25 protein-coding genes are annotated in these 23,694 nt (G+C 70.7%); 12 read left to right on the top strand and 13 right to left on the bottom strand.

The genetic code is table 11. The features are described from left to right. The first annotated feature begins 298 nt into the window (after positions 1 to 298). Positions 299 to 604, top strand: coding sequence for a hypothetical protein (locus AB0K28_RS47510; RefSeq protein WP_345385235.1), 306 nt, complete (start codon positions 299 to 301; stop codon positions 602 to 604). A gap of 4 nt (positions 605 to 608) precedes the next feature. Here the strand turns inward: AB0K28_RS47510 and AB0K28_RS47505 are convergent, their stop codons facing one another. From AB0K28_RS47505 to AB0K28_RS47480, 6 genes are all read right to left on the bottom strand, one after another. Continuing rightward, positions 609 to 1,508: a class I SAM-dependent methyltransferase gene (locus AB0K28_RS47505; RefSeq protein WP_364384102.1), complete on the bottom strand. Its 900-nt coding sequence runs from the start codon at positions 1,506 to 1,508 to the stop codon at positions 609 to 611. 13 nt (positions 1,509 to 1,521) lie between these two features. Beyond that, on the bottom strand, positions 1,522 to 1,746 hold the full coding sequence (locus AB0K28_RS47500; protein ID WP_364384099.1) for a hypothetical protein: 225 nt from the start codon (positions 1,744 to 1,746) through the stop codon (positions 1,522 to 1,524). A gap of 31 nt (positions 1,747 to 1,777) precedes the next feature. Next, positions 1,778 to 2,548, bottom strand: coding sequence for a DUF899 family protein (locus tag AB0K28_RS47495; protein ID WP_364384096.1), 771 nt, complete (start codon positions 2,546 to 2,548; stop codon positions 1,778 to 1,780). Positions 2,549 to 2,642: 94 nt separating this feature from the next. Continuing rightward, complete coding sequence (locus tag AB0K28_RS47490; RefSeq protein WP_364384093.1) at positions 2,643 to 3,137, bottom strand: CoA-binding protein; 495 nt, start codon at positions 3,135 to 3,137, stop codon at positions 2,643 to 2,645. After that, positions 3,134 to 4,471, bottom strand: a complete 1,338-nt coding sequence (locus tag AB0K28_RS47485; protein WP_364384090.1) for an O-acetylhomoserine aminocarboxypropyltransferase/cysteine synthase family protein — start codon at positions 4,469 to 4,471, stop codon at positions 3,134 to 3,136. Before AB0K28_RS47485 ends, AB0K28_RS47490 begins: the two co-directional genes overlap by 4 nt. 19 nt (positions 4,472 to 4,490) lie before the next feature. Next, positions 4,491 to 5,702, bottom strand: a complete 1,212-nt coding sequence (locus tag AB0K28_RS47480; protein ID WP_364384087.1) for a homoserine O-acetyltransferase — start codon at positions 5,700 to 5,702, stop codon at positions 4,491 to 4,493. Positions 5,703 to 5,778: 76 nt separating this feature from the next. Between AB0K28_RS47480 and AB0K28_RS47475 the strand changes: the two genes are divergently transcribed. The 3 genes from AB0K28_RS47475 (at position 5,779) to AB0K28_RS47465 (ending at position 7,974) form a co-directional block, all read left to right on the top strand. Next, positions 5,779 to 6,327 carry an OsmC family protein gene (locus AB0K28_RS47475; RefSeq protein WP_345385230.1) on the top strand — a complete coding sequence of 183 codons (549 nt, stop codon included), beginning with the start codon at positions 5,779 to 5,781 and terminating at the stop codon, positions 6,325 to 6,327. After that, complete coding sequence (locus AB0K28_RS47470) at positions 6,324 to 7,580, top strand: NAD(P)-binding domain-containing protein (RefSeq protein ID WP_364384105.1); 1,257 nt, start codon at positions 6,324 to 6,326, stop codon at positions 7,578 to 7,580. The genes AB0K28_RS47475 and AB0K28_RS47470 overlap by 4 nt, the downstream gene beginning before the upstream one ends. Before the next feature lie 85 nt (positions 7,581 to 7,665). After that, the gene (locus tag AB0K28_RS47465) at positions 7,666 to 7,974 is read left to right on the top strand and encodes a YbaB/EbfC family nucleoid-associated protein (RefSeq protein WP_364384083.1); all 309 of its coding nucleotides are present in this window, start codon (positions 7,666 to 7,668) and stop codon (positions 7,972 to 7,974) included. A gap of 4 nt (positions 7,975 to 7,978) precedes the next feature. On the opposite strand, the gene AB0K28_RS47460 is transcribed toward AB0K28_RS47465, so the two are convergent. The 3 genes from AB0K28_RS47460 to AB0K28_RS47450 all read right to left on the bottom strand — a co-directional run bounded on the left by AB0K28_RS47460 (position 7,979) and on the right by AB0K28_RS47450 (position 10,589). Beyond that, positions 7,979 to 8,929 (bottom strand): hypothetical protein, encoded by a 951-nt coding sequence (locus AB0K28_RS47460; RefSeq protein ID WP_364384080.1) that lies wholly within the window; start codon positions 8,927 to 8,929, stop codon positions 7,979 to 7,981. A 10-nt stretch (positions 8,930 to 8,939) separates the two neighbouring features. Further along, positions 8,940 to 9,341 carry a hypothetical protein gene (locus AB0K28_RS47455; RefSeq protein ID WP_345385227.1) on the bottom strand — a complete coding sequence of 134 codons (402 nt, stop codon included), beginning with the start codon at positions 9,339 to 9,341 and terminating at the stop codon, positions 8,940 to 8,942. A gap of 297 nt (positions 9,342 to 9,638) precedes the next feature. Continuing rightward, entirely contained in the window at positions 9,639 to 10,589 is a 951-nt protein-coding gene (locus AB0K28_RS47450) for a teichoic acid biosynthesis protein C (RefSeq protein WP_364384077.1), read from the bottom strand. Positions 10,590 to 10,800: 211 nt separating this feature from the next. Here AB0K28_RS47450 and AB0K28_RS47445 point away from each other — a divergent pair, with 211 nt between their 5' ends. Beyond that, the gene (locus AB0K28_RS47445) at positions 10,801 to 12,306 is read left to right on the top strand and encodes an alkaline phosphatase D family protein (RefSeq protein ID WP_364384074.1); all 1,506 of its coding nucleotides are present in this window, start codon (positions 10,801 to 10,803) and stop codon (positions 12,304 to 12,306) included. Here AB0K28_RS47445 and AB0K28_RS47440 read toward each other — a convergent pair. After that, positions 12,296 to 13,318: a zinc-dependent alcohol dehydrogenase family protein gene (locus AB0K28_RS47440; protein ID WP_345385226.1), complete on the bottom strand. Its 1,023-nt coding sequence runs from the start codon at positions 13,316 to 13,318 to the stop codon at positions 12,296 to 12,298. The two genes, AB0K28_RS47445 and AB0K28_RS47440, sit on opposite strands and share 11 nt — an antisense overlap. 181 nt (positions 13,319 to 13,499) lie before the next feature. Between AB0K28_RS47440 and AB0K28_RS47435 the strand changes: the two genes are divergently transcribed. From AB0K28_RS47435 to AB0K28_RS47415, 5 genes are all read left to right on the top strand, one after another. Continuing rightward, entirely contained in the window at positions 13,500 to 15,350 is a 1,851-nt protein-coding gene (locus tag AB0K28_RS47435) for a serine hydrolase domain-containing protein (protein ID WP_364384070.1), read from the top strand. 60 nt (positions 15,351 to 15,410) lie between these two features. Then, on the top strand, positions 15,411 to 16,325 hold the full coding sequence (locus AB0K28_RS47430) for a hypothetical protein (RefSeq protein WP_364384067.1): 915 nt from the start codon (positions 15,411 to 15,413) through the stop codon (positions 16,323 to 16,325). A 132-nt stretch (positions 16,326 to 16,457) separates the two neighbouring features. Beyond that, entirely contained in the window at positions 16,458 to 17,681 is a 1,224-nt protein-coding gene (locus AB0K28_RS47425; RefSeq protein ID WP_364384064.1) for an Ig-like domain-containing protein, read from the top strand. A 25-nt stretch (positions 17,682 to 17,706) separates the two neighbouring features. After that, the gene (locus tag AB0K28_RS47420) at positions 17,707 to 17,997 is read left to right on the top strand and encodes a hypothetical protein (protein WP_364384061.1); all 291 of its coding nucleotides are present in this window, start codon (positions 17,707 to 17,709) and stop codon (positions 17,995 to 17,997) included. 476 nt (positions 17,998 to 18,473) lie between these two features. Beyond that, positions 18,474 to 19,094 (top strand): SLATT domain-containing protein, encoded by a 621-nt coding sequence (locus AB0K28_RS47415; RefSeq protein ID WP_364384058.1) that lies wholly within the window; start codon positions 18,474 to 18,476, stop codon positions 19,092 to 19,094. A 303-nt stretch (positions 19,095 to 19,397) separates the two neighbouring features. Here the strand turns inward: AB0K28_RS47415 and AB0K28_RS47410 are convergent, their stop codons facing one another. Next, complete coding sequence (locus AB0K28_RS47410; RefSeq protein WP_364384055.1) at positions 19,398 to 19,673, bottom strand: hypothetical protein; 276 nt, start codon at positions 19,671 to 19,673, stop codon at positions 19,398 to 19,400. Then, positions 19,670 to 20,305, bottom strand: coding sequence for an SPFH domain-containing protein (locus tag AB0K28_RS47405; RefSeq protein ID WP_345385215.1), 636 nt, complete (start codon positions 20,303 to 20,305; stop codon positions 19,670 to 19,672). The genes AB0K28_RS47410 and AB0K28_RS47405 overlap by 4 nt, the downstream gene beginning before the upstream one ends. A gap of 215 nt (positions 20,306 to 20,520) precedes the next feature. On the opposite strand from AB0K28_RS47405, the gene AB0K28_RS47400 reads away from it, so the two are divergent. After that, positions 20,521 to 21,291, top strand: coding sequence for an alpha/beta fold hydrolase (locus AB0K28_RS47400; RefSeq protein WP_364384052.1), 771 nt, complete (start codon positions 20,521 to 20,523; stop codon positions 21,289 to 21,291). Further along, the gene (locus AB0K28_RS47395; protein WP_364384049.1) at positions 21,284 to 22,192 is read left to right on the top strand and encodes a GIY-YIG nuclease family protein; all 909 of its coding nucleotides are present in this window, start codon (positions 21,284 to 21,286) and stop codon (positions 22,190 to 22,192) included. Before AB0K28_RS47400 ends, AB0K28_RS47395 begins: the two co-directional genes overlap by 8 nt. On the opposite strand, the gene AB0K28_RS47390 is transcribed toward AB0K28_RS47395, so the two are convergent. After that, complete coding sequence (locus tag AB0K28_RS47390) at positions 22,189 to 23,682, bottom strand: phosphoesterase (RefSeq protein ID WP_364384046.1); 1,494 nt, start codon at positions 23,680 to 23,682, stop codon at positions 22,189 to 22,191. The two genes, AB0K28_RS47395 and AB0K28_RS47390, sit on opposite strands and share 4 nt — an antisense overlap. Positions 23,683 to 23,694: the final 12 nt, after the last annotated feature.

Below are 23,694 nucleotides of genomic sequence, written 5' to 3'. Positions count from 1 at the left end.
TTCATCTCCTCCAGCGCGTCGGCCAGCGCGTTCAGCGCTTTCGACTCGCTGATCAGGGTGGGCACGTCGGCCTCGGGGACCGCCCCGCCCGTCAGTGGCTTGGCCAGCGGCTTGACGATGTCGGGCACCAGGTTCGGATCGAGCGGCATCTACTTCTTCTCCGTCCACGGGAAGCAGGCATCGGCACGCGTTTCCAGGGGGCCCTCCTCGATCACTGAAGATCTTCTATCACTCCCGCAGCACGGAACACCACAGAAACCCTTATAACGGGCGTTCGTCCTCGCTACGCTTCCAGGCTGTGAAGCTTGACGGAGTCGTTTACAGCAAGGCCCAGCTACGCCGGATCGCCACCGGGACGGGCGCATTGGCCGGCATCACGTCCAGGACGACCACCCGGTACACGACCGTGAAGAACGCCGTACACGTCGCGCTGACCGACGACGAGTACGGCCGCTCCTACTGGGAGGCACGGGGCCCGCAACTCGAGAACATCGGCGTCGGCCTTGGTCTCCTGGCCGATGCCCTCAGCAAGCAGGAGAGCGGGCTGGCGGTCGCGCTGCGCAACTACCGCGCCGGCGACGACGCCTCCACCCTGCCCACCTGACGGCCTACCGCTGGAAGTGCCAGAACAGCATGGACGGCGTTCCGGCGATCGCGGCGTGCGCCGCCTCGGGGGCCAGGTCGCAGAGCGCCCACGGCCACACGTCCCACGGCTCCAGCACGTCGGTACGCTCGCGCGGCTCGCCCGCCGGATGCCGCGGTTCTTCGCAGCGCCGTACGTGCAGCCCGGCCGCGAGCGCGGCCCGCACGTAGTCACCGACCGGGTGATGGTGGGTGGCCACCCGCGCGGGACGGCCGCCGGGCAGCCGTACGGGCGGCACCACGCCCCGCGCCACCCCGTCGGGATGGATGTCGGAGAGCACTGCGTGACCGCCGGGCCGCAGCACCCGCGCGAACTCGGCCAGCACCGGATCAAGCGCCGGCACGTGCGTGAGCGCCAGCGAGCACACCACCAGATCGACGCACGCGTCGGGCAGCGGCAACGCGGCCAGCTCACCGGGCAGGAACTCCGCGTCAGGCACCCGCTCGCGCGCCCGCGCCAGCATGTCGGGTGAGCCGTCGACCCCGCGCACCCGGTGCCCGCGCGCGGCGAGGAGCGCGGCGATCCGGCCGGTGCCGCACGCGGCGTCGAGCGCGTCGCCCGCCGGCAGCCCGCCGACGACCTCCTTGATGAACGGCTCGTCCAGGTCGAACGCGCTGTTGGGTCCGTCGTAGGTGGACGCCCAGATGCGGTAACCCGTCGCGACGTCCACCCGCTCGACCTCGACGGCGGCCCCCGCGAGCCTTTCGTCGTCGAGGAACGCCCGGATCTCGGCCAGCCGCGCCTCGACGAACGCGCGGTCGTGCCCGCCCGTGTAGGCCCGCATGAGGGCGACGCCCTCCAGGCCCAGCACGTACGCCAGCGGATGCTCGTACATCATCACCGCCACGCTAACGACGCCCTCCAAGGCGCGCACCTGATTATCCGGCAGCCCGTACGCCCTGAGCCTCCGCCCCCCGGCGGGCCGCGGAGATCGCCCGCCAGGCGAGCCGGGTGTGCGCCAGGCCCGCGAGCAGCACGGCGACCTGCCCCGGCCCCAGCCGCCGCCTGCGGCCGGGAGCGGGGTGCCGCAACGTCATCTGGCAGAACGCGGAGAACAGATGCAGCACGAAGTCGCGCGGGGCGTACTCCACCGGGGCCGGCACCGCGGCCGACGCACCTCCGGTCAAGCGCGCGTCAGTGGAAGGTGCCGTGGCGGCCGAGGGTGGTGACCGGGGTGGCGCCGGGGCGGGTCCACTGGGCCGTGGGGCGGCTGGTCTCGCCCCACGTCGAGTTCCCCTCGGCGTCCGTACGCCAGTACCAGCACGCGTGCTCCCCCTCCGGCCAGCCCTCGGGCTTGTCCTCCCAGGTCTCGCCGCGCCCGTACGGCGTCATGTCGAGCAGCGCCAGGGACGGGTTGGCGGGTTCGCAGCCCCGGCCCGTCGTCGAGTAGGTGAGGAAGGTGCGCTCGCCGTCGCGCAGGTAGCTGGTGAGATAGCCCGTCGGCCCGCCGGCCGGCCCCTCCACGCCGCGGATGGAGTACCACGGCTGGGTGTAGCCCATGAACGCGACGTACTCGGCCACCTCGTCCCACGCGCCGGGGGTCACGACGGCGAACGAGACGCCGCGCGCGTTGAGGTAGGCGGAGTCCTTGAGGTGCCAGGCCGTGGTGGTGCAGCCCTCGCACTGCCCCTGGGGCGGCGCGCCGTCGTACCACATGTGCTTGTAGACGACGAGCTCGTCGCGCCCCTGGAACAGCTCAAGGAACGGCACCGGGCCGCCCGGCCCGGTGACCTTGACGGAACCGTCGAACTCGACCATCGGCAGCCGGCGGCGGGCGGCGGCGATGGCGTCGCCCTCGCGGGTGTGGGCCTTCTCGCGGACCAGCAGCTCGTCGCGGGCGGCCTGCCAGGTGGCGAGGTCGGCGACGGGCGGGCGGCCGGGCTGCGCGGAAGCGCTGGATGTCACGGTGTCCTCCGGTGGTGTTCGGGGTGTCGTCGTACGACTCTGTACGACGCTCACCCGAACAGACCGGCGACCCGCCGGAAACTCATCGCACCCGTTACTGGAGCCCCGAACGGACCGAGGTGATGCGCTGGGTGTTGAAGCCGAGCCAGTGCATCCGCCCGACGTAACGGGCGTGCTCGACCTTGAGGCAGCGGTCCATGATCACGGGCAGGCCGGCGTCCTCGGCGATCCGCGCGCCCTCCTCGTTGATCACCCCGAACTGGCACCACAGCGCCCCCGCCCCGATCTGCACGGCCTCGCGGGCGATGCCGGGCAGCGCGTCGGGCGCGCGGAAGACGTTGACGAGGTCGATCGGCACCGGCACGTCGGACAGGCTCGGGTAGCTGGTCTCGCCGAGTATCTCCTTCTCGCGCGGGTTGACCGGCACGACCTGGTAGCCGTGGCGCTTGAGGTAGTAGCCGACGAAGTTGCTGGCCCGCAGCTCGTTGCCGGACAGGCCGACGATCGCGATGCTCCTGGTGGCGTGGAGGACCCGCTGGATGGTCAGCGGGTCCTGGTAGCGGGCCAGGCCGGCCGTGCTGTCGGTCATGCCGTCTCCTCCTTGGTGCCGATCGTCGCGGCGACGCGGGCGAAGCCCTGCTCGAGGTCCCAGATGAGGTCGGTGACCGACTCGGTGCCGACCGAGAGCCGCACCGAGCCGGGCCCGACGCCGGCGGCGGTCAGCTCGTCGTCGCTGAGCTGGCGGTGGGTGGTGCTGGCGGGGTGGATGACCAGGCTCTTGGCGTCGCCGACGTTGGCCAGGTGGGACCAGAGCGACAGGCCGCTGATGAGGCCCTGCCCGCCGGCCCGGCCGCCCGCGCACTCGAAGGAGAACACCGCGCCCGCCCCGCGCGGCAGGTATTTGTCCACCAGCGGGCGGTATTTGCTGCCCGGCAGGCCGGGGTGGCTGACGTTGGAGGCCAGCTCGTGGCCGTCGAGGAACTCGGCGACCTTGCGCGCGTTCTCGACGTGGCGCTCCATGCGCAGCGACAGCGTCTCCAGGCCCTGCAGGAACAGGAACGCGTTGAACGGCGACATCGCCGCGCCCAGGTCGCGCAGCGTCTCGGCGCGCAGCTTCATCAGGTAGCCGTACATGCCGAACGTCTCGTGGAAGCGCAGCCCGTGGTAGGCGGGCGACGGGTCGGCCACCACCGGGAAGCGCCCGTTGGACCAGTCGAACGTGCCGGCCTCCACGACGACCCCGCCGATGCTGGTGCCGTGGCCGCCGATGAACTTGGTCGCCGAGTGGATCACGATGTCGGCGCCCCACTCGATGGGCCGGCACAGGTAAGGCGTCGCGAACGTGTTGTCCACGATCAGCGGCAGCTCGTGCTCGTGCGCGATGGCCGCCACGGGCTCGATGTCGAGCACGTTGCCCGAGGGGTTGCCGATCGTCTCGGCGAAGAACGCCTTGGTGTTGGGCTGCACCGCCTTGCGCCAGGCGTCGGGGTCGTCGGGATCGACCCAGGTCAGCTCGACGTTCATCTTGCGCAGCAGGTGCTTGAGCTGGTTGACGGTGCCGCCGTAGAGCGCCGACGACGACACGACGTGGTCGCCCGGCTCCAGCAGCGTGAACAGCGCGGCGGCCTGGGCGGCGATGCCGCTGGCGAACGCCACGGCGCCGCTGCCGCCCTCCAGGTTGGCCACCCGCTCCTCGAACACGGCGACCGTGGGATTCATGATCCGGGAGTAGGTGTTGCCGTATTCCTGGAGGTTGAAGTACGCCGCCGCGGACTCGGGGTCCTCGAAGACGTAGCTGGTGGTCTGAAATATCGGTACGGCACGCGCTCCCGTGTTGGGGTCGGGCCGCTGCCCGGCATGCAGCTGCCGGGTCTCGAACCCGAAGGCGCGGGCCTGCTCTTGACGGGGGTGTTGCTCGGTCACCAGTGCCTCTTCCTCGACGTCACCCGGCCCCGCCTCGGGCAAGGAACCGGCGGATGATGGGCGTCTGCCGCGCTTCTTCCAGCAGGAAGCAGTCGTGGCCGTACGGCGCGTCGATCACCTCGAACTCTACCGGCTTGCCCAGAGAGCGCAGCGCCCGGTCGATGTCCTGCGAGGCCGCCGGCGGGTAGAGCCAGTCGGAGCTGAACGCGATCAGCAGCGTCCGCGCCCGCACGTCCTCGAGCGCCCGCTTCAGCGACCCGCCGCCGTGCTGCCTGGCGAGGTCGAAGTAGGTCAGCGCGCGCGAGATGTAGAGGTAGGTGTTGGCGTCGAAGCGCTTGACGAACGAGTCGGCCTGGTGACGCAGATAGCTCTCCACCTCGAACTCGGGCTCGGTGATCGTGTAGCGCAGGTCGTCGGCGAACTGCAGCCGCCGGGAAAACTTCTCCTCCAGCGCGGGCGCCGACAGGTAGGTGATGTGGCCGACCATCCGGCCGATGCCCATGCCGGCGTCGGGGGCGCGGCCCGTGCCGTAGTAGTGGCCGCCCTGCCAGGCCGGGTCGCGCATGATCGCCTCGCGGGCGATGGCGTTCCATGCGACGCCCTGCGGGTGCAGCGCGTGGGTGCTGGCGATGGCCACGACGGCGTCGACCTGGTCGGGGTAGCTGATCGCCCATTCCAGCGCCTGCATGCCGCCGAGCGAGCCGCCGGCCACGGCCGCGAGCCGCTCGATGCCGAGGGCGTCGAGGAAGGCGCGCTGGGTGCGGACCATGTCGCCGACCGTGATGACCGGGAAGCCGGACCCGTAGGGGCGCCCGGTGGCCGGGTTGGTCGAGGACGGGCCTGTGGTGCCGCGGCAGCCGCCGAGCAGGTTGGTGGAGATCACGAAATAGCGGTCGGTGTCGAACGCCTTGCCGGGGCCGATCATGCCGTCCCACCAGCCGAGCCCCTTGGCGCTCGACCCGTCGCGCTCCTCGGCGCCGAAGCCGTCGCGGGTGCCCGACTCGGGCGGCGCCTTGGCCACGCCGGCCGCGTGGGCGTCGCCGCTCAGCGCGTGGCAGACCAGGATGACGTTGTCGCGCTCGGGGGAGAGGGTGCCGTAGGTCTCGTACGCCACCCGCACCGGGTGCAGCTCCCTGCCGCAGTCGAGCCGTACGGGGTCCGGAAGGTCGAGGTGGAACGTTTCGACGACGCCCACGGAGCCGGCCTCGGACGTTCTTGCTGGCTGCGACATGGGGCTTATGGTAGCCGCCACTCCCGGTATATGGTCAAATACCTACCGGAATACCCGGAAGCGAAGGGCGAGAGGTATGACCACGGTCACCAACGGTGTCAACGTACAGGCACTGCTCGAAGCGCGCGAGGCGCTCAAGGGTGCGCCCGAGGCCGCCCAGTTCGTCTGGCGGGCCTCCTCCAAATGGCAGAACGGCGTCCACAGCACCACCACGGTCAAGGAGTTCTTCGGCCTCGGCGAGGAGCGCAGCCACCGCAAGGAGGCGGTCTTCGACGCCGACCATCCCGAGGTCTTCGCGGCCGAGGACAACGGCATCACCCCGATCGAGTACCTGCTGGTCGGCCTGGCGAGCTGCCTGACCGCCGGCGTGGCCTCCGTCGCGCAGAACCGCGGCATCCAGCTCCGCTCGGTCGAGGCCAAGCTGGAGGGCGTCCACGACATCCGCGGCATCCTCGGCGCCGACAGCGACGTGCGCAACGGCTTCAACGACATCAAGGTGACGTTCGAGATCGACGCCGACGCCTCGCGCGAGGACATCGAGGCCCTGGTCGCCCAGTCGCAGAAGCGCTCGGCCGTCTTCGACGCCCTCACCAACCCGACGAACGTCACCGTCGAAGTCGCCTGAGGGAGCGAAGCATCATCGAACGGGTCGCGACGGTCGTCATCGGCGCGGGGCACGCCGGCCTCGCCGCCTCGCACTTCCTGCGCGCGCGCTCGATCGACCACCTGGTGATCGAGCGCGGCGAGGTGGCCAACTCCTGGCGGCGCGAACGGTGGGACTCCTTCCGCCTGCTCACCCCCAACTGGCAGAGCCGCCTGCCGGGCCTGGCTTACGACGGGCCCGACCCCGACGGCTACATGACCACGAAGGAAGTGACGCAGTTCATCGAGCGGTTCGCCGCGCTCGCGGGGGCGCCCGTGCGTACCGGGACGACCGTCACGTCCGTACGGCCGTCCGGTGACGGCTACCACGTCACCACGGACCGCGGCGAGATCGCCTGCCGCACGGTGGTGATCGCCAGCGGCGCCTGCAACCTGCCGTCGGTGCCGTCCTTCAGCACGGCGGTGCCGCCGCAGGTGAAGCAGCTCACGCCGTACGACTACCGCGAGCCCGGCAGGCTGCCCGAGGGCGGCGTGCTCGTCGTCGGCGCCTCGGCGACCGGCGTGCAGCTGGCCGCCGAGCTGCGCGCCTCGGGCCGTCCGGTCACGCTCTCGGTGGGCGAGCACGTCCGGCTGCCCCGCACCTACCGCGGGCGCGACGTGCTGTGGTGGATGGACGCCTCCGGCGTGTGGGACCAGCGCCACGACGAGCTGGACGACCTGACCAGGGCGAGGCGGCTGCCGTCGCCCCAGCTCGTGGGCACGCCCGAGCGGGCCACGCTCGACCTCAACGCGCTGACGGCGACGGGGGTCGAGCTGGTGGGCCGCTGGGCCGCCCTGCGCGACGGGAAGGCGCTGTTCTCCGGCGGGCTGCGCAACGTGTTCTCGCTGGCCGACCTGAAGATGAACCGGCTGCTGGACGCGTTCGACGCATGGGCGCGCGAGAGCGGCCGCGACGGCGAGGCGGGGCCGCCCGAGCGGTTCGAGCCGACCCGGGTGCCCGCCTCCGCGCGCTGGCAGCTCGACCTGAACTCCGGCGAGATCGCCACGATCGTCTGGGCGACCGGCTTCCGTCCCGACTACGGCTGGCTGGACGTGCCCGTGCTCGACGAGAAGGGTTTCCTGCGCCACGACGGCGGCGTGGTGGACGCGCCTGGACTGTACGCGCTGGGCCTGCCGGTGCTGCGGCGGCGCAGGTCGACGTTCATCAACGGCATCGAGGAGGACGCGCGGGAGGTGGTCGCGCACCTCGCCGGCCACCTGGCGGAACGGGCGTGACCGAGAGGGATGTCCGTTCTCACACCCGCTGATGCCCGATATTTACTCATTGCCACCTATATGGGTGTTCTGTAGATAATGCGGGATGGCAGAACGCGATCTACGGACCGGTGACCCCCAACTCGACCGGGTCATGGCGGAGTTCAAGGCGAACTCGCGCGAACTCTCCGACGTCATGGGCCTCGTCGGCGACGTCTCCGGTGAGGCGGCGAGCCCCGACGGCAAGGTCAGGGTGCGCGTCACCGCGTCCGGCCAGCTGACCGGCCTGCGGATCGACCCCCGTGCGATGCGGCTGGGCTCGCAGGAGCTGGCCGAGGCCATCCTGGAGGCCTCGCGGCGGGCTACGGAGGACGCGGCCCGCCGCGTCATGGAGGTCACCCGCCCCTACCTGTGAGGCGTCAGACGCGGGGGATGAGGCTGCGGGTGCCGTGCACGATGAACTTCTGGTACATCTCCTCCTCGGTCAGCCCGTGCTCGGTGCCCGGCAGCGGGTTGTCGCCGTGCTGGACGTCCACGGTCATCGAGTACGCCGTCGAGGCCGTCATCCTGGGCAGGAAGTTGCCGGTGTTCAGCGTCACCCCGTTCGGCAGCTCGACGTTCTGGGCGACCGCGCGCAGGCCCGGCACCTTGGTCATCAGCGCGGAGCCGCCGTCGACCACGCTGTCGAAGATCATGTTGGCGTAGAAGTGCTCGCTGAACGTCGTGAGGTTGTGCTCCAGCGACTGCACTTCGTTGCCCGACATGTCGGTCTTGATGCCGCCCAGCTTGTTGATGGCCAGCGGCAGCACCACCTGCCCGGTGGCGTAGGTGGCGCTGTCGAGCACCCAGTACAGCCACGTCGGGATCAGCATGGCGATGAACCAGTGCGCGGTCTGCTGGAACAGCAGCGCCTGCCGCTTCATGATCGCCTGGAAGATCTTCCAGGTCAGCACCTGGTAGCCGATCGTGAACATCATGTCCACGGTCAGGATGTAGCACAGAACCTTGATCGCGTGGTTGACCTTCTCGATCACGTCGGCGTAGGCGCGGCAGGCGACGGCGGCCTTGCGGTGCCTGAGCGACACCTCCAGGACGACGGGGCCGTACTGCTCGGTCCAGAACTTCTTGAACTGCGACACCGCGGGGCCGGCGCTGGTGGTCCACACGGCGGTGGCGGCCGCGTTCGCGGTTCTGAAGTGCTCGTCGATGGTGTCGGCGACGTCGTCGAGTACGTCGGCCGCCTTCCTGATCGTGGCGGGGTCGCCTTCGAGGTAGGAGATGCCGAACAGGAACTCGGGCGCCAGGATGCCCGCCGCACCCGCGCCGGCCATCCCGCCCGCGGCGACCTTGGTCGCGAGTCCGATGGGCACGCGCGGCTCCTCAGTCGCGCTCTACCGGAGTGGACGGCACGGCGAGCGGTCGGTCCTCGCGCTCCGCGAACTCCTTGAGCGCCTTGAGGTGCTCGTTCCTGACCATCATGCTGGCCCACTCGGCGTCCTTGACGTTCGAGCTCATCGCCACCACGGCGTCCCCGATCGCCTTGTACGACTCCGTCAGGTCGCGCAGCGCCGTGCCCAGGTCGTCGCAGGCGGCGTCGAAGCCCGGGTGACCGTCCTGGCCACGGCGGAAGATACGGGCCGCCTCGTCGCTGTCGGGATTGCCGAAGTAGGGGACCAGCGGCCCGAGCGTCTGCCAGGCCCTGTTCACGGCCTCGCCGAACTCGCCACCGCCGTCGTGGATCGCCCGGCCGCTCTTGCGCATGCTCGAATGATCGATGTCCACGTGGTCTCCTCCCCGTACAACGCCTGAGCGGCCAGTCTCTGCACTCTTCGTTTCGGTCAGATGACCATTTGGTTGCCGTTCGCGCAGTTTGATGATCGAAGGGGCCTTGTGACGCCTGGTCAGAGAGCCGGCCGCGCTGCGTTCGCGGACGCTGGCCACTCGCGTCCGCGAACGCCCGGGCGTCAGGTGGTGGGGTCGACGATGACCTTGCCCACCGCGTGGTTCTGGACCGCGTTCTGGGCGGTGGCGGTTTCCGACAGCGGGGCCGGGCGGCGGTCCGCCCGGCCCCGCAGCGGGTCAGATCAGTTCGCTCTTGTAGAAGATGTTGGCCACCCGGGCCCCTGACTCGCCCGACGCCAGCCCCAGGCACAGCCGGGGACGGCCGGCGGCGATCTGGATGCCCATGCCCTCGGGCTCGCGGAAGTCGAGTGACCGGCCCGCCTCCGTGCGGGCCCGCTGGACCTGCTCGCCGGTGCGCAGGTCGAAGCAGGTGACGTGGGCGTTGCCGGGCGGCGGGTTGCTGTCGCTGTAGGCGGTGCCGTCCAGCATGTAGGCGAAGTTCCCGTAGACGGCGTACCCCTGGAAGGTGCCGAGCCCGCCCGGCTGGGCGACGTGGAAGATCGGTTCGTACCGGCCCGCCTTGAACTGCCCCAGCGGGTAGACGGCGTAGCGGAAGGTGCCGTTGTCGTTGTAGCGCATGACGATGCGGTTGGTGGAGGGGTCGATCGTACAGGTGACGTTGCGGACCCCGGCGATCGGCTCGTGCTTGGTGAGCTCCGGCGACGAGGGGGTCAGCGTCTGCCCGTCGACGAACCTGAACCGGGCGAGCTTGGTGCCGCGCGAGCTGGTGCCGTCGGGGATGCCGTCCGTCTCCGTCCACAGGTACGCCGACGTGCCGGACGGCTCCACCCCGCACTGCACGCCGTGCCCGAACCCCATGAGGTACATGTGCCCGAGGATCGCGCCGGACAGGCTGAGCTTGGTCAGGCAGAGGTCGCCGGCCGCGTTGGAGCCGGAGCCGTTCTTCACCTGCAGCGTGTAGATGTGGCCGTTGCGGTTGTCGAAGGCGAAGGACTGCAGGACGGTCTCGTCGTACAGGGCCTTCTTCCAGATGAGGGAGGTCGAGGGGGCGGTGAGCTGGAAGCGGCCTTCTGCGGCGAGCGCCGGCTGGGAGGCCAGCGCGGCGGCAGCGGCCGTACCTGCGCCGATGGTGAAGAGGCTCCTACGGGAAACGTTTACAGGGGGCATGCGTAACGGTCACCTTCCTGGTGCTGGAAGCCGAGCGGACAGGCGCGCCGTCAGGTTAACACCGGGGTGTCAGAGGGGGGAGGGGTTGGAGTTACCTCTGTAACATTCGTGACATATACGGCGAAAGAGGTCGGGTGGAGTGTCCAGATCTCGGGTGGCTGGCGTGTCCTCGTCCGCATAGGCGGTGGCCGCGGCAATCATGCTTGCTGTGTTGAGCAGGAGGTCCTTCCTGGCGGCGGGGTTCACGACCGGCCTGCCGTCCCTGGTGCCGTCAGCCGATTTCGGCGAGCCGTTCACGCTGGGCGTCGCCAGCGGCGACCCCGACCCGGGCGGGTTCGTGCTGTGGACGCGGCTCGCGCCGGACCCGCTGGCCGAGGACGGGTTCGGCGGGATGCCGCAGGAGCCGGTGCCGGTCCAGTGGCAGGTCCTCGCCGACCCGGCGGGCAGGACCGTCGTCCGCAGCGGCACTGAACTGGCCGTCCGCGACTGGGCGCACAGCGTGCACGTCACGGTGACCGGGCTGCGGCCCGGCCGTCCGTACTGGTACCGCTTCAAGGCCGGCCCGTACGTCTCGCCCACCGGCCGCACGCTCACCGCCCCCGCCCCCGGCACGATCGGCCGCCCGCTGCGCATGGCGGTCTGCTCCTGCGCCAACTACCAGCACGGCTACTTCACCGCCTACGCCGCAATCGCCGCCGAACAGCCCGACCTCGTGCTCAACCTCGGCGACTACATCTACGAGCAGGGCAGCGACCACCTGCTCGGCCCCGGCGGCAACGTCCGTGACCACGGCGGGCCCGAGGCCGTCACGCTGGCCGACTACCGGCGCCGCCACGCCCTCTACAAGACCGACCCCGACCTGCGCGCCGCCCACGCCGCCGCGCCCTGGGTGGCCGTCATGGACGACCACGAGGTGGTCAACAACTGGACCAACCTGATCCCCGCCGAGCGCCGTCAGGCCGCCTTCCGCGCGTACTACGAGCACCTGCCGCTACGCCCCGCCGCCCGCCCCGGTGGCACCGCCGTCCAGCTCTACCGGCGGCTGCGGTGGGGCGGCCTGGCCACCCTGCACGTGCTCGACACCCGGCAATACCGCGACCCGCACCTGTGCGGCGCCGGCTTCAACGACTGCCCGGCGCCGGACGGGCCCAGCCGCACGATGCTGGGCCTGGACCAGGAGCAGTGGCTGCTCGACGGTTTCCACCGCTCGCGCGCCCGCTGGGACCTCGTCGGCCAGCAGGTCTTCTTCGGCCAGCGCGACCGCGACCCCGGCCCGGGAAGGCTCGTACGCCAGGACGCCTGGGACGGCTACACCGCCGCCCGCATGCGCGTCAGCGAAGGCTGGGTGGAGGCAGGCGCGCGCAACGTCGCCGTGCTGACCGGCGACGTGCACGCGCATTGGGCGGGCGACCTCGTCCTCGACTACGACGACCCCGCGGCCCGCCCGATCGGCGCCGAGTTCGCCGTCACCTCGATCACCACCGGTGGCGACGGCACCGACGTCGACCCGGTCACCGATCCGCTGCCCGCCGTCAACCCGCGCCTGAAGCTGCATCTGCGCCACCGCGGCTACCTGATGCTGGAGATCACGCCGAGCACGCTGACCGCCGCCTTCAAGATCGTGCGGTACGTCAGCCGCCCCGGCGCGACCGCCGAGACCGCGGCCACCGTCCGCCTGCACGACCGGGTCCCCGGCCTGGGCGCGGCTACGGCGTGAGGAGCACCTTGACGGCGCGGCGCTCGTCCATCGCCCGGTAGCCCTCGGCGGCCTGCTCCAGCGGCAGGGTCAGGTCGAAGACCTGCCCGGGGTCGATGACGCGGCGCCAGATGAGGTCGATGAGCTCGGGCAGGTACTCGCGTACGGGGGCGGGGCCGCCGTGCAGGTGGACGAGGGAGAAGAACAGCTCGTCGCCCGGCAGCGCCACGTCGTGGGCGTACCCGACGAACCCGATGTGGCCGCCGGGCCTGGTGGAGCGCATGGCCTGCGTCATCGAGCTCTGTGTGCCGACCGCCTCGATGACGCTGTGGGCGCCGAGCCCGTTCGTCAGCTCCATGATCCGCGCCACGCCCTCGTCGCCGCGCTCGGTCACGATGTCGGTGGCGCCGAACCGGCGGGCCAGCTCCTGGCGGGACTCGTGGCGGCTCATCGCGATGATCCGTTCGGCGCCGAAGTGCCGGGCGGCCAGTACCCCGCACAGGCCGACCGCGCCGTCACCGACGACCACCACGGTCTTGCCCGGGCCCGCCGCGGCGGCGACGGCGCCGAACCAGCCGGTGCCCAGCACGTCGGAGGCGGCCAGCAGGCTCGGGATCAGCTCGGGTTCGGGCATGCCCGGGGTGGCGACGAGTGTGCCGTCGGCGAGCGGGATGCGGGCGAACTGCGCCTGGGTGCCGATCGAGGCCATCAGGACACGGTTGACGCAGCCGCTCTGGTAGCCGGCCCGGCAGATCTCGCAGGTGTTGTCGGAGGCCCAGAACGAGCCGACCACGAACTGGCCCGGCCGGACCGTGGTGACCTCGGGGCCGACCTCCTCGACGACGCCGACGTACTCGTGGCCCATGGGAGCCGGGTCGCCGTTCTCCTCCAGGCCCCGGTAGGGCCACAGGTCGGAGCCGCAGACGCAGGCCGCGGTCAGGCGGATGATCGCGTCGGTGGGCGCGACGATCTCCGGGTCACGGCGCTCCTCGACGCGGACGTCGCCTGGACCGTGCAGCACTGCTCCGCGCATCGTGGCTCTCCTTCGGACGTTCTGCCCTACGCCGTACTTGTTTCCGTACGCGGCCGGCCGGTGGCCGGGAAAGGCGAAGTTTGGCCTGTTCGAGGGGCTTCGCCGACCTGTGCGTGACAGACGCCGGGAGCGGGCGTTCCGCCCAATAGGATCATGGTCTGCCCCGAAGGGAGTCATTGTGATGGATCGTCGTCGTTTCCTGGCCCTGGCCGGCGCCGCCGCCGGTGCGGGCGTCGCCGGCCCCGCGTACGCCGCCGCCCCCGCGTACGCCGCCGGCTACCCCTCTTACGACAGCGGCGTCCCCGCGGAGGCGCACGGCAAGCTCGGCGAGCTGGCCCCGTACGGCATCACGGCGCTGGCCTTCACGCCGTCCGGCGGCTGGGTGATCGTCACGCAGGACGGCCGCTACTTCGCCCGCGGCATCCCCGACGCCTGCTTCACCGAGCTGGGCGCGCTCGTCAAGGCCGGCCGGCGCATCCACTGCGTGGCCTTCCCGCCCGAGGGCGGCGACCGCTGGGTGATCACCACCGACAAGGGGCTGTCGGCGCGCGGACTGCCCGAGGAGTGCCGGCAGCGCATCGCCGCCTACTATGACGCCGGGCAGCAGGTCATGTCCGTCGCGTTCCCGCCGGCCGGCGGCAACCGCTGGGTCGTGGCCGCCACGAACGGCTTCTACGCGCGGGGGGTGGACGACGAGTGCTACCAGATGATGCGCAACCTGACGCAGGGCGGGCGGCGCGTCACCCACGTCGCCTTCCCCAAGGCCAAGGGCTGGGTGGTCGTGGCGCAGGACGAGTACTTCGCGCGCAACATCCCCGACGCCTGCTACACCCGCATGAACACCCTGCACGGCGGCGGCTGGCAGGTGCACGCCCTGGCCTTCGCCCCGTCGGGCGGCTGGGCGCTCGCCACGCGCGGCAAGGTGCCGTCCCTGCCCGCCGACCGGGTCAGGCAGGTCGAGAACGCGGTCGCGGGCGGCACGATCTGGCAGCGGATGAGCGCGTACAACACGCCCGGCGTCTCCGTCGCGGTGGTCACCGGCAACAAGACCACCTGGTCCACCGGCTACGGCTGGCTGGAGGCCGGCAGCGGCGCGGCGGCCCACCCCGAGACGGCCTTCCAGGCCGCCTCCATCAGCAAGGCGGTCGCGTCCGTCGGCGTGCTGCGCCTGCTGCAGACCGAGAAGATCGCCCTGAACGCGGACGTCCGCCCCCTCCTCAACTGGACCCTGTCGCGCCGCTCCTGCCTCACCTCGACCGCCGTGCCGACCATCGACCGGCTGCTCACCCACCGCGCCGGCGTCATCGGCCGCAGCTCCACCTCGCCCGCGGACGTCTGCTCCGGCTTCGACGCCGGGGGCGGCGGCTTCGCCGGCTACGGCCCGGGCGCCACCGTGCCGACGCTGCTGCAGGTCATGAACGGCGCGGGCAACTCGCCGAAGATCGAGCTGACCACCGCGCCCGGCGCCGAGTACCACTACTCCGGCGGCGGGTTCGTCCTGCTGCAGCGCATGGTGGAGGAGCAGAGCAGCATGCCGTTCGACCAGTACATGACCGAGCAGGTCCTCGCCCCGCTCGGCATGAGGACCAGCTCGTACGCCGCGTCCCCCGGCTTCGAGCTGGCCGCCGGACACACGACCACCGGCGCCGTCATCGCCGGCAAGCGCAACCGCTACCCCGAGTCGGCCGCCGCCGGCCTCTACACCACGGTCCTCGACCTGAGCCGCCTCATCTCCTACCTCAACCGGGCCTGGAAGGCGTCCGGCGACATCGCCGGCCCGCTGACCAGGGCCTCGGTGCGTACGCTGCTCAGCCAGGGCCCGCAGCCCGGCATGGGCCGCGGCCTGTTCATCGCGAACGCCGGCACGAACCGCTTCTCCTACACCCACGACGGCTCCAACTACGGCTTCAGGTCGCTGTTCCAGGGCTATCCGGAGCTGGGCGCCGGCTACGCGGTGCTCGCCAACGGCAGCGACACGGCCCTGGTGACCGAGATCGGCGCCGCCATCAGGAAGGTGTACGGCTGGTCGTGACCGTACGCGCTGGATTCCCCCCGTCCCATCCGTGATCTTCTCCTCGTCCGGAGGTCCCTCATGCATGCCGTCAACGTGGCCTTAGCCCTTGTCACCGCCTTCCCCGCGCACGCCGTCGCGGCCGAGCCCGACCCCGTCGCCGCCCTGCGCACCCTGCTCGCGCGCGGGGCCGGGGCGACGACCGAGTTCTACGGGCAGGCCTCCACCGACATCTCGCGGGAGGTGGTGCGGAACGGCAGGCGGACGTTCATCGGCAGCGGCATGGCGCTGCGCGGCACCGGCAAGGTGAAACTGGGGCGAGCCGGCGTGGTCGCCTCCGAGCACGTCCGTCACCTCAGCATCGGCAACAGGCACCTGGTGGTGGACGAGGCCGCCAAGGACCCCTATTACGCCGGCCTGCTGCCCACCGTGGGCACGCTGCGCACGATCAGCGTGGGCGGGCGGCAGTACCAGCTCGCGCCGGGGAAGAGGTCGTGGGTGCGGGTCGGGCGGGCGAGCGGGGCCGCCGCCGCGTTCGGCGACCAGTTCGTCAATGTGCTGGAGCCCGCCACGCTGCGCAAGCTGCTGTCCGGGAAGGTGAAGAAGACCGTCTCGTCCTGGCAGAAGGACCATACGACCGGCCGCCGCCAGCGCATCTACAACTTGACTGGGACGATCACCCTCAAGGAGCTCTACCGCGTCTCGCCCAGCTTCCGTGAGGCGGCGGGGTCCGGGGCGGGGCTGGGGACGGCCGAGGTGACGTGGACGTACATGTACGACGACCGCGGCTGGCCGTACCGGGTCGGCTGGCGCTTCTACGCGCATCCCCGGCCGCAGGTCAAGGGGCTCGGCGACGACCGGATCCTGCGCGGCCACTTCGCCACCCAGTACCGGTACTGGGAGAAACCGATGCGGATCACCGCGCCCAAGGCGCGGCCGGGCCGGGGGCTGGAGACCGACGACCTCGCCGACGTCCTGAGCGCTCCCAAGCGCTGACCTGTACGGGATGTACGCCGGCATCCCACATGATCGCCTACCCGATCACAGAATGTCAGCATGATTACTCTCAGTCACGGGCATAACGCTCATCGTCTCACCAAGGGGCTACCTAGTCGGACATATGCCTAAGTGTCGGGGAAATCGGAGGCGTCGGCGATGCGGAACGGCGGCACCCTACTCATCAGCACGTGCGCGGTGGTGCTGCTCTGCACCGCCGCGTGCACGTCCTCGAGCGGCCCGGGCGGGCCCGGCGGCGCTGGCGGCGCGCTTGAGCGGGCGCCCCTCCCGCCGCCCCGGCTGGTCATCACGCCGGCGCACGGGGCCAAGAAGGTGCCGCCGGACACCGGGATCGGCGTCAAGGTCACCGGCGGCAAGATCACCGCGGTGTCCGTCGTCGATGCCAAGGGCCGCGCGGTCGGCGGCGCCCTGACCTCCGACGGGACGTGGCGGCCGACCTGGCCGTTCAAGCCCGCCGCCGCGTACACCGTGCGCGTCCAGGCCGCCGCGCCCGACGGCGGGAACGTGATCACCGAGCGGGCCGCGTTCACCACCCTGAAGCCGAAGCGCGTGCTCGAGACCGGCATGTCGCCGCTCGACGGCGAGAAGGTCGGCATCGGCATGCCGATCCAGCTCCTGCTGTCGAAGCCCGTGACCACGCAGAAGGACCGCGCGGCCGTCGAGCGGTCGCTCACCGTCCACATGTCCAAGCCGGTCGAAGGGGCCTGGAGCTGGGTGAGCGACCGGGAAGTGCAGTACCGGCCGCGCATGTACTGGCCGACGGGCGAGAAGGTCACCGTGGTCGCCCACCTGGCCGGCCTGCGGATCGGCCGCGACCTCTGGGGCCTCAAGAACCGCACCGTGCACTTCACCGTCGGGCCCCGGCACATCACCACGATCAACAGCAACACCCACCGGGCCGTCGTCCGTGACAACGGCAAGGTCGTCAAAAGGATCCCGGTCAGCCTCGGCAAGCCCGGCTACGAGAGCTGGTCAGGCACCATGATCGCCCAGGAGAAGGCGCCCGACTTCCTCATGGACTCCGCGACCATCGGCATCCCGGGCGAGTATCTGCACCACACCAAGTGGAACGTCCGGATGACCTACAGCGGCATGTTCTTCCACGCCGCGCCCTGGTCGGTCGGCGACCAGGGCCGTCGCAACGTCAGCCACGGCTGCGTGAACGCCAGCACCACCAACGCCCACTGGTTCTACAACTTCACCCAGCGCGGCGACATCATCCGCGTCACGGGCACCTCGCGCAAGCTGCAGTTCGGCAACGGGCCGACGCCCTGGACCAAGTCGTGGCAGGAGTGGCTGGCCGGCAGCGCACTCAAAACCTCAACCGACGCCTGACCAGCCTTTCTCTTGGAGTGCCACGATGCTCAGAACCATCACCGGCGTAACCGCCCTGGCCTGCGCCCTCACCCAGACCCCGGCCTGGAGCGCCGCACCGGCGGGCAACGCCCCGATGTGCGTCGCCGTCTGGCAGACGACCGGCCGCATCACACAGACCGGCTACGCCCGCAACGACTGCCAATCCCGCCTCCGCCTCAAAATCATCTGGGGAAGAGGCGGCGACGGCGACTGCCAGACAGTGGACCCAGGCAAGACCATCTCCTCCCAGGTGTTCAGGGGAGTACGCGCCTTCGACGGCGCGAACACCTGCTGACACTGGGGCGTGGCCTCGTCCTGGCCGCCTTTGGGGCCGCGTCACCGTCGGTGACCGGCCCTCGGCGAATCGTGCCTGATGGCTCCGACGTTTGCTCACCGCGGCCTCTTGATATCACCGTGCAGGAGACATGGTTATCCACCATAGGCAAGCGCGGGCCATGGACGGCGGGACCGCCTGCTTCGCTGGCCGGACAGGGTGCGGTAGAGCTCGGATGGTCATCGAGCTGCGGAAACGGGCGTCAGTATGCATCAGACTTGCATGGGAACAAAGTGTACGATCACTGCTATCGTTGAATGCGGCTCGGCCGCTTGCCCATGCGCCCGCCGCTTCGGGGGATGTATCCGCATGGGTGGCAGTAGTAATATGCCGTAATACTGCGGTATTACGGTTTGCCCTCGATCTTGATCTAGGGCAATGCTCGCGCCCATAGGATCGCGGGTGATTGTGTCGAGAGGTCGGTGCAAGGGAGACCAGTGGCCGGGCTGTCAAACGACATCTCGCCGGCGATCGAACGGCTGGAGAAAAGAAGTTACATCACATATTTGAGTCGACTCAACGCCTACCGCCGACTGGCTCATGCGAACATAGCTTGGAATGCTGCGCTCGTTGCGTTGTCGACCTCGACGGTAATCGCTTCCGTTGGGATGCTCGTCGAGAAGAATATGTACGGCAAGGGCGGCGACGCCCTGATGGTCGCTTTAGCAGTGTTTTCTTTATCGATCTCGCTCGTGGTTTCCAGTGTTGGGTATGGAACAAGGGCGAAGGCGATGGAGGAGAATTATAAGAGAATACAGCAGATCTCTGTCCTTGCGGAGAATTTGAAAGAATACACCGGCCCGGACAGGTCTGAAAAATATCAGAAGTTGCTGGACGATTATCATGCGGCGATGGCGTCTTCGGAAAACCATACCGAGCATGATTATCGAAGGGTCCAGCCCGTGCCGCCCCACGCCGGATCTGGCTTCTGGCGCCGCGCGCGTGGGCTCTTCGTCTGGCTGAGGCATTTCACCGCCATGGCCTTTCCATATGTGACCCTGGTAGTTCCGGTCGCACTTCTGATCCCATTCGGCGTTTGGTTCGCCAATGGTCTATGAAGTAGCCGGCGAAGGTGTCCACACCGCCGGCCACTTCGCTGATCGGGCGGTGCCGGGTGTAATGGAGGTCATCGTCGTCCTGTCGTCTTGACCGGGGGGCAGGGCGGCACGCACCGGCCGGGCAGCGCGGACAAGACAGTGATGGGGCCTCTGGCCAGGCTCCTATGAAGTCACCGACGCCGCGTCCGGTGAGCGCACTTGAGCGCTTCCCGGCCAGGGCCGACAGATCCCGTTGAGGACCCGAGGTCAGTCAGTCGCTGGGCCGAACTCTGGCGGGAAGCGCTCACCCCTCCATCGTCACTGTCAGTCGCGGACGCCCTGGAGGAGGCTCTCCAGGCGTTGTTCGACGGCGGCGAGGCGCTCGGCCAAGGGGCGGCTGTGCAGGAGGCCGGCCACCTGGTCGGCCTCCTGCTGGTCGAACTCGACGGTGGCGATCGGGGTGTCGGGGACCTGCCGGTCGTACACGATGAGGGAACGCTGTCCCGTCGGGCTGATGATCACCGCGAGGTGGTCGCCTCGGTGGGTGTCGAAGTGGTGGATGACCCCGCCGCCTGGGACGGGGGTGTGGGTGATGTTCACCGGTGGATGTCTCCTTCCTTGAGGGGTACGGCTGCCGCGGGACGCGGGGGCTCCCTGCGCCGGACGCGGGCGATCAGCTCACCCCGGAGCGGGACCTGGACGTCGGCGACGTCGAGCAGGGTGACCTGGACGCCCCACCGGCGGGTGCTCCGGCTCACCCGCTCGGCGAGCTCGGCGCCGGCGTGGGCGACCAGACCGGGCAGGTCGGCCAGGTCCCGTCGGCCGACCTCCCGGCGCAGCTCCGCCTCGGCGGCGATGGTGGTCGCCGTCAACGGGTCGTCCGCCGTCGTCGCGTACCGGACGGGGTCGTCCACGGCCGCCACGGCGGTGGCCTTGACCCGTACGCCCACGCCGTCGCGGGTGACCAGCTCCTTGGCGAACAGGTCCAGGTACGTCAGCCGCAGCGACACCCGTACCCCTCGTTCCAGGACCGGCCACACGACGACGAGGCCGGGGCCGCGCACGCCGGCCGCGCGCCCCAGCCGGCGCACCACGAGCCGCTCGTCCTCGCCGACCACGCGCAGCGTCCGCGCCGCGAGCGCCGCGAGCGGCAGCAGGCCGAGAACCAGCCACATCACGGGCTCGGCCACCGTGAACGCCTGCCAGAGGGAGGCCGTCCGGCCGTTCGTCATGCCCTCTCCCCTCGACCGCTCGTCCGATGGGCCCGGAATCGGGTTCGCTCACTTACCAGCTTGGCCGCCGCCCCGCCCTGGCACCATTGGGCGCAGCACCCATCTCCACGGGTGGACACCATGCAGAGGCGTGGCCCCTGACTAGGGGGTCTACGGACGGAAGCGCTCCCGGTGAGGCGCGCGTCGGCGAGGGACGGTGTGCCAGCATGGCCGGTATGACGATCTTCGTCCACGAGGCCGGCCCGCACGACGCCGACGCCGTGGTGCTCCTGCACGCCGTGGGCACCACCGGCTGGATGTGGGAACGGCAGGTCACCGCGCTGAAGAGCGACCTGCGGGTGCTGGTGCCCGACCTGCCGGGACACGGGCGCAGCGCCGCCGTCGCCTGGGAGTCGATCGGCGGCACCGCCGCTCTCGTGGCCGAGCTGATCGCGGCGCGGGCGCCGTCCGGCCGGGCGCACGTCGTCGGGCTCTCGCTCGGCGGCTACGTGGCCGCGACCCTCGCCGCGACCGCCCCCGACGTGGTGGCGAGCGCGATCGTGAGCGGGGTGAACGTGCTGCCGTTCCCCAACCCGGGCCGGTTACGCCTCATGGGCGCCCTCATGGCCCCTGTCATGAAGTGGGGGCCGGTGCTGCGGGCCAACGCCCGCGCGCTCAACGTCCCCGACGCCGACGTGGACGGCTACCTGACCGCCGCCCGCACCACCGACCGCCACGCCTTCCGCAAGGCGAGCAACGACGCCATCGACTTCCGGCTGCCGCCTCGGACGTCGCCGTGCCGGGTGCTCGCGGTCGCCGGCGCGAACGAGCACGACCTCACCAAACGCTCCCTGGCCGAGATCGCCACGGCCTTCCCGAACGGCGAGGCCCGCCTGGCGCCCGGCGTGGGCCACGCGTGGAGCGGCGAGAACCCGGACCTGTTCACCGCCATGATCCGCGCCCACCTCTCCGGCTCCGCCCTCCCCGACGCCTTGACGCATGCGTGACGACTGGGGGCAGCGGGGGCGCGAGGTGCTGCGTGTCGCGGCGGGGGAGGCGCCGCGCGGTGCCGGGGTGTACTTCTTCCTGGGGGAGGGGGACGAGCTGCTGTACGTCGGCAAGGCCGGCGATCTGCGGCAGCGGCTGCGGCAGCATGCGGGGGTGCGGGTTCCGGTGTCGCGGCTGCATCAGCGGTACGACCTCGTGCGCCGGGTCGCCTGGGAGACCACGGTGGATGAGGAGGCGGCGGCCTGGCGGGAGGCGGATCTGATCTTCGCCCTGCGTCCGCCCTACAACGCCGATCCCGGGTTGCGCGCGACGGATCCACTCGGGAAGGACGCGCCGGTGCCGTACGTGGTGGTGAGTGAGGAGGCGGACGGGCGGGTGCGGTTTCACCTGACGCCCGACCCGGGCAGACACGGCCGGGCTTATGGGTGTTTTCCGCATCTCGGCAAGGGGGTGGCGTCGCGACTCGGGGTTGCGTGCAGTGACGGGTACCCGGCTCTGCTGCGGCTGCTCTGGGCGGCCGGGGGTGAGGGGGAGCGGGTGCCGGGGGCGATCACCCGGCCGGCGCCCGCGTCGTTCGCGGTCGTGGTGGCGGACGAGGTGCGTGAGAAGGTGCACCGGTTCCTGGCGGGGGCGCGGGCGCGGCTGGTGGACGAGCTGTTCGACGCGGCCTCGGAGCGGCCGGCGTTCATGCGTCCCGCGCTGCGCCGCGACAGGGAGGCGGCGCTGGGGTTCTTCGCGGCGGGGCCCGCGCTGGTGCGGGCGCGGCGGCTGCGGCACGGGGTGCGGGCGAGGGCGCTGGACGCCGGCACGTACCGGCGGCTGGTCGCGGCCGAGGTGGAGACGCTGATCGGGCCGGTGGGGGCGGCCCGGTCTGGGGCCGCCCCACGTGTGGAGGGCTAGCGGACGCGGATGAAGACCGGGTTGGAGTAGAACCACAGGTCCTCCCAGGGGCTCTCCTTCCCGTCGGCCTGCGGCTCCATCTCGTCCGTGCTGGTGCCGCGCACCCGCAGGTAGCTGTCGTGCCCGACGTCGCGCAGCGTGTACCGGATGACGCGGTCCTGGCCCTGGCGGCGCCAGTCGTTCGGGCCGAAGCGGGCGACGACCTTGGTGGTGGGGTTGGTGTCGGCGTCCAGGTTCGAGCTGACGCCGGTGACCTGGCCGACGATCAGGTCGACGCGCCGCACCTCGGGGTGGTCGCCGTTGCCGTTCTTGCCGTCCAGCGGGCGGAAGCGGATCTCCACCTCCACGTCGTTGCGGCCCCGGCTGGTGACGACGAGCGTCTCGCTGACCGTGGCGCTGCGGCCCTGGCTGCTCGCGGTGACGTCGAGCGCGGTGACCAGGTCGCCGGTGGTGACGAAGATCCGGCCGTTGCGCAGGGCGTCCATGATGTCGCCGTAGTCCTGGCGGGCGGCCACGTACGTCTTGCTGTACTCGCCGGGCCAGAAGTCGGAGCCGCCGCGCGTCCAGTGCACGTGCGAGTCGGAGGTGGCGGTGATCCACCAGTGGCGTCCCTCGCCGAGCAGGGAGTCCCACAGGCCGCCGACGCGGGCGGTCATCTGGTCGAAGCCGCCGTACGTGGGGTGGTTGCCGTAGCCGCCGCGGGCGCCGCCGTTCAGCGGGCCGGCCTGGTGCCCTGGCGCGCCCTCGAAGCCGACGTACACGTCGGGGGCGACGTTGTTGCCGTTACGGAACTCGCGCGGCGTGTCCTGGCCCCACACGCCGAGCCCGGTGGCCGACCGGGAGCCGTGATGGGCGATCACCAGCGGTTTGCGCGGCATGCCGCGGGCGGCCTTGAGGAACTCCACCATCTTGGCCTCGGTGTCGTGGCCTGGGTCGTTCGGGAAGGCGTCGAACTTGGCGAAGCGGCTCTCCAGCTCGAACAGCTGCTGCGCCTCACCGTCGTGGTGCGGGATCATCAGCGTGTGGTGGTCGAGTGCGGGCGCGTCGAACTCCATGCCCCAGAACTGCAGCACCTCGGGCACCAGCACGCGCGAGCGCAGCAGGTCGGGGTAGGCCTGCTCGAGGTTCACCTTGGAGTGCGTGGGGCCGCCGTGGTCGGTGCACATCGCCCAGGTCAGGCCGAAATGCTTGGCCATGATCGCGTTGGTGACGATCGGGTAGACGGCGTCCGCGCCCTTGTGGAAGGTGGGCGGGTTCGTCTTGGTGTCGAACTCGCCGCTGTACTCGGAGTGGACGTGGTGGTCGCCGGCCCGCCACATGCGGCCCTTGTTGCCGCCGTTGCCGAACCTGCGCTCGTCGTCGGCCTGCGCGGGGGTGCCGCCGACGAGGGGTGCCGCGGCGGCGAGCGTCGCGCCGACGCCCGCGTACTTGACCAGCCGGCGGCGGGAAAGCCCGGAGTGCTCGGTCTCCTCGGCCTTCTTGTTCTTCACAGTGCTGCCTTT

Source organism: Nonomuraea sp. NPDC049504 (assembly GCF_040676845.1).
GTDB lineage: Bacteria > Actinomycetota > Actinomycetes > Streptosporangiales > Streptosporangiaceae > Nonomuraea > Nonomuraea salmonea.
Note: the sequence above shows the minus strand (reverse complement) of the source record. Positions and strands in the feature narration are given on the sequence as shown.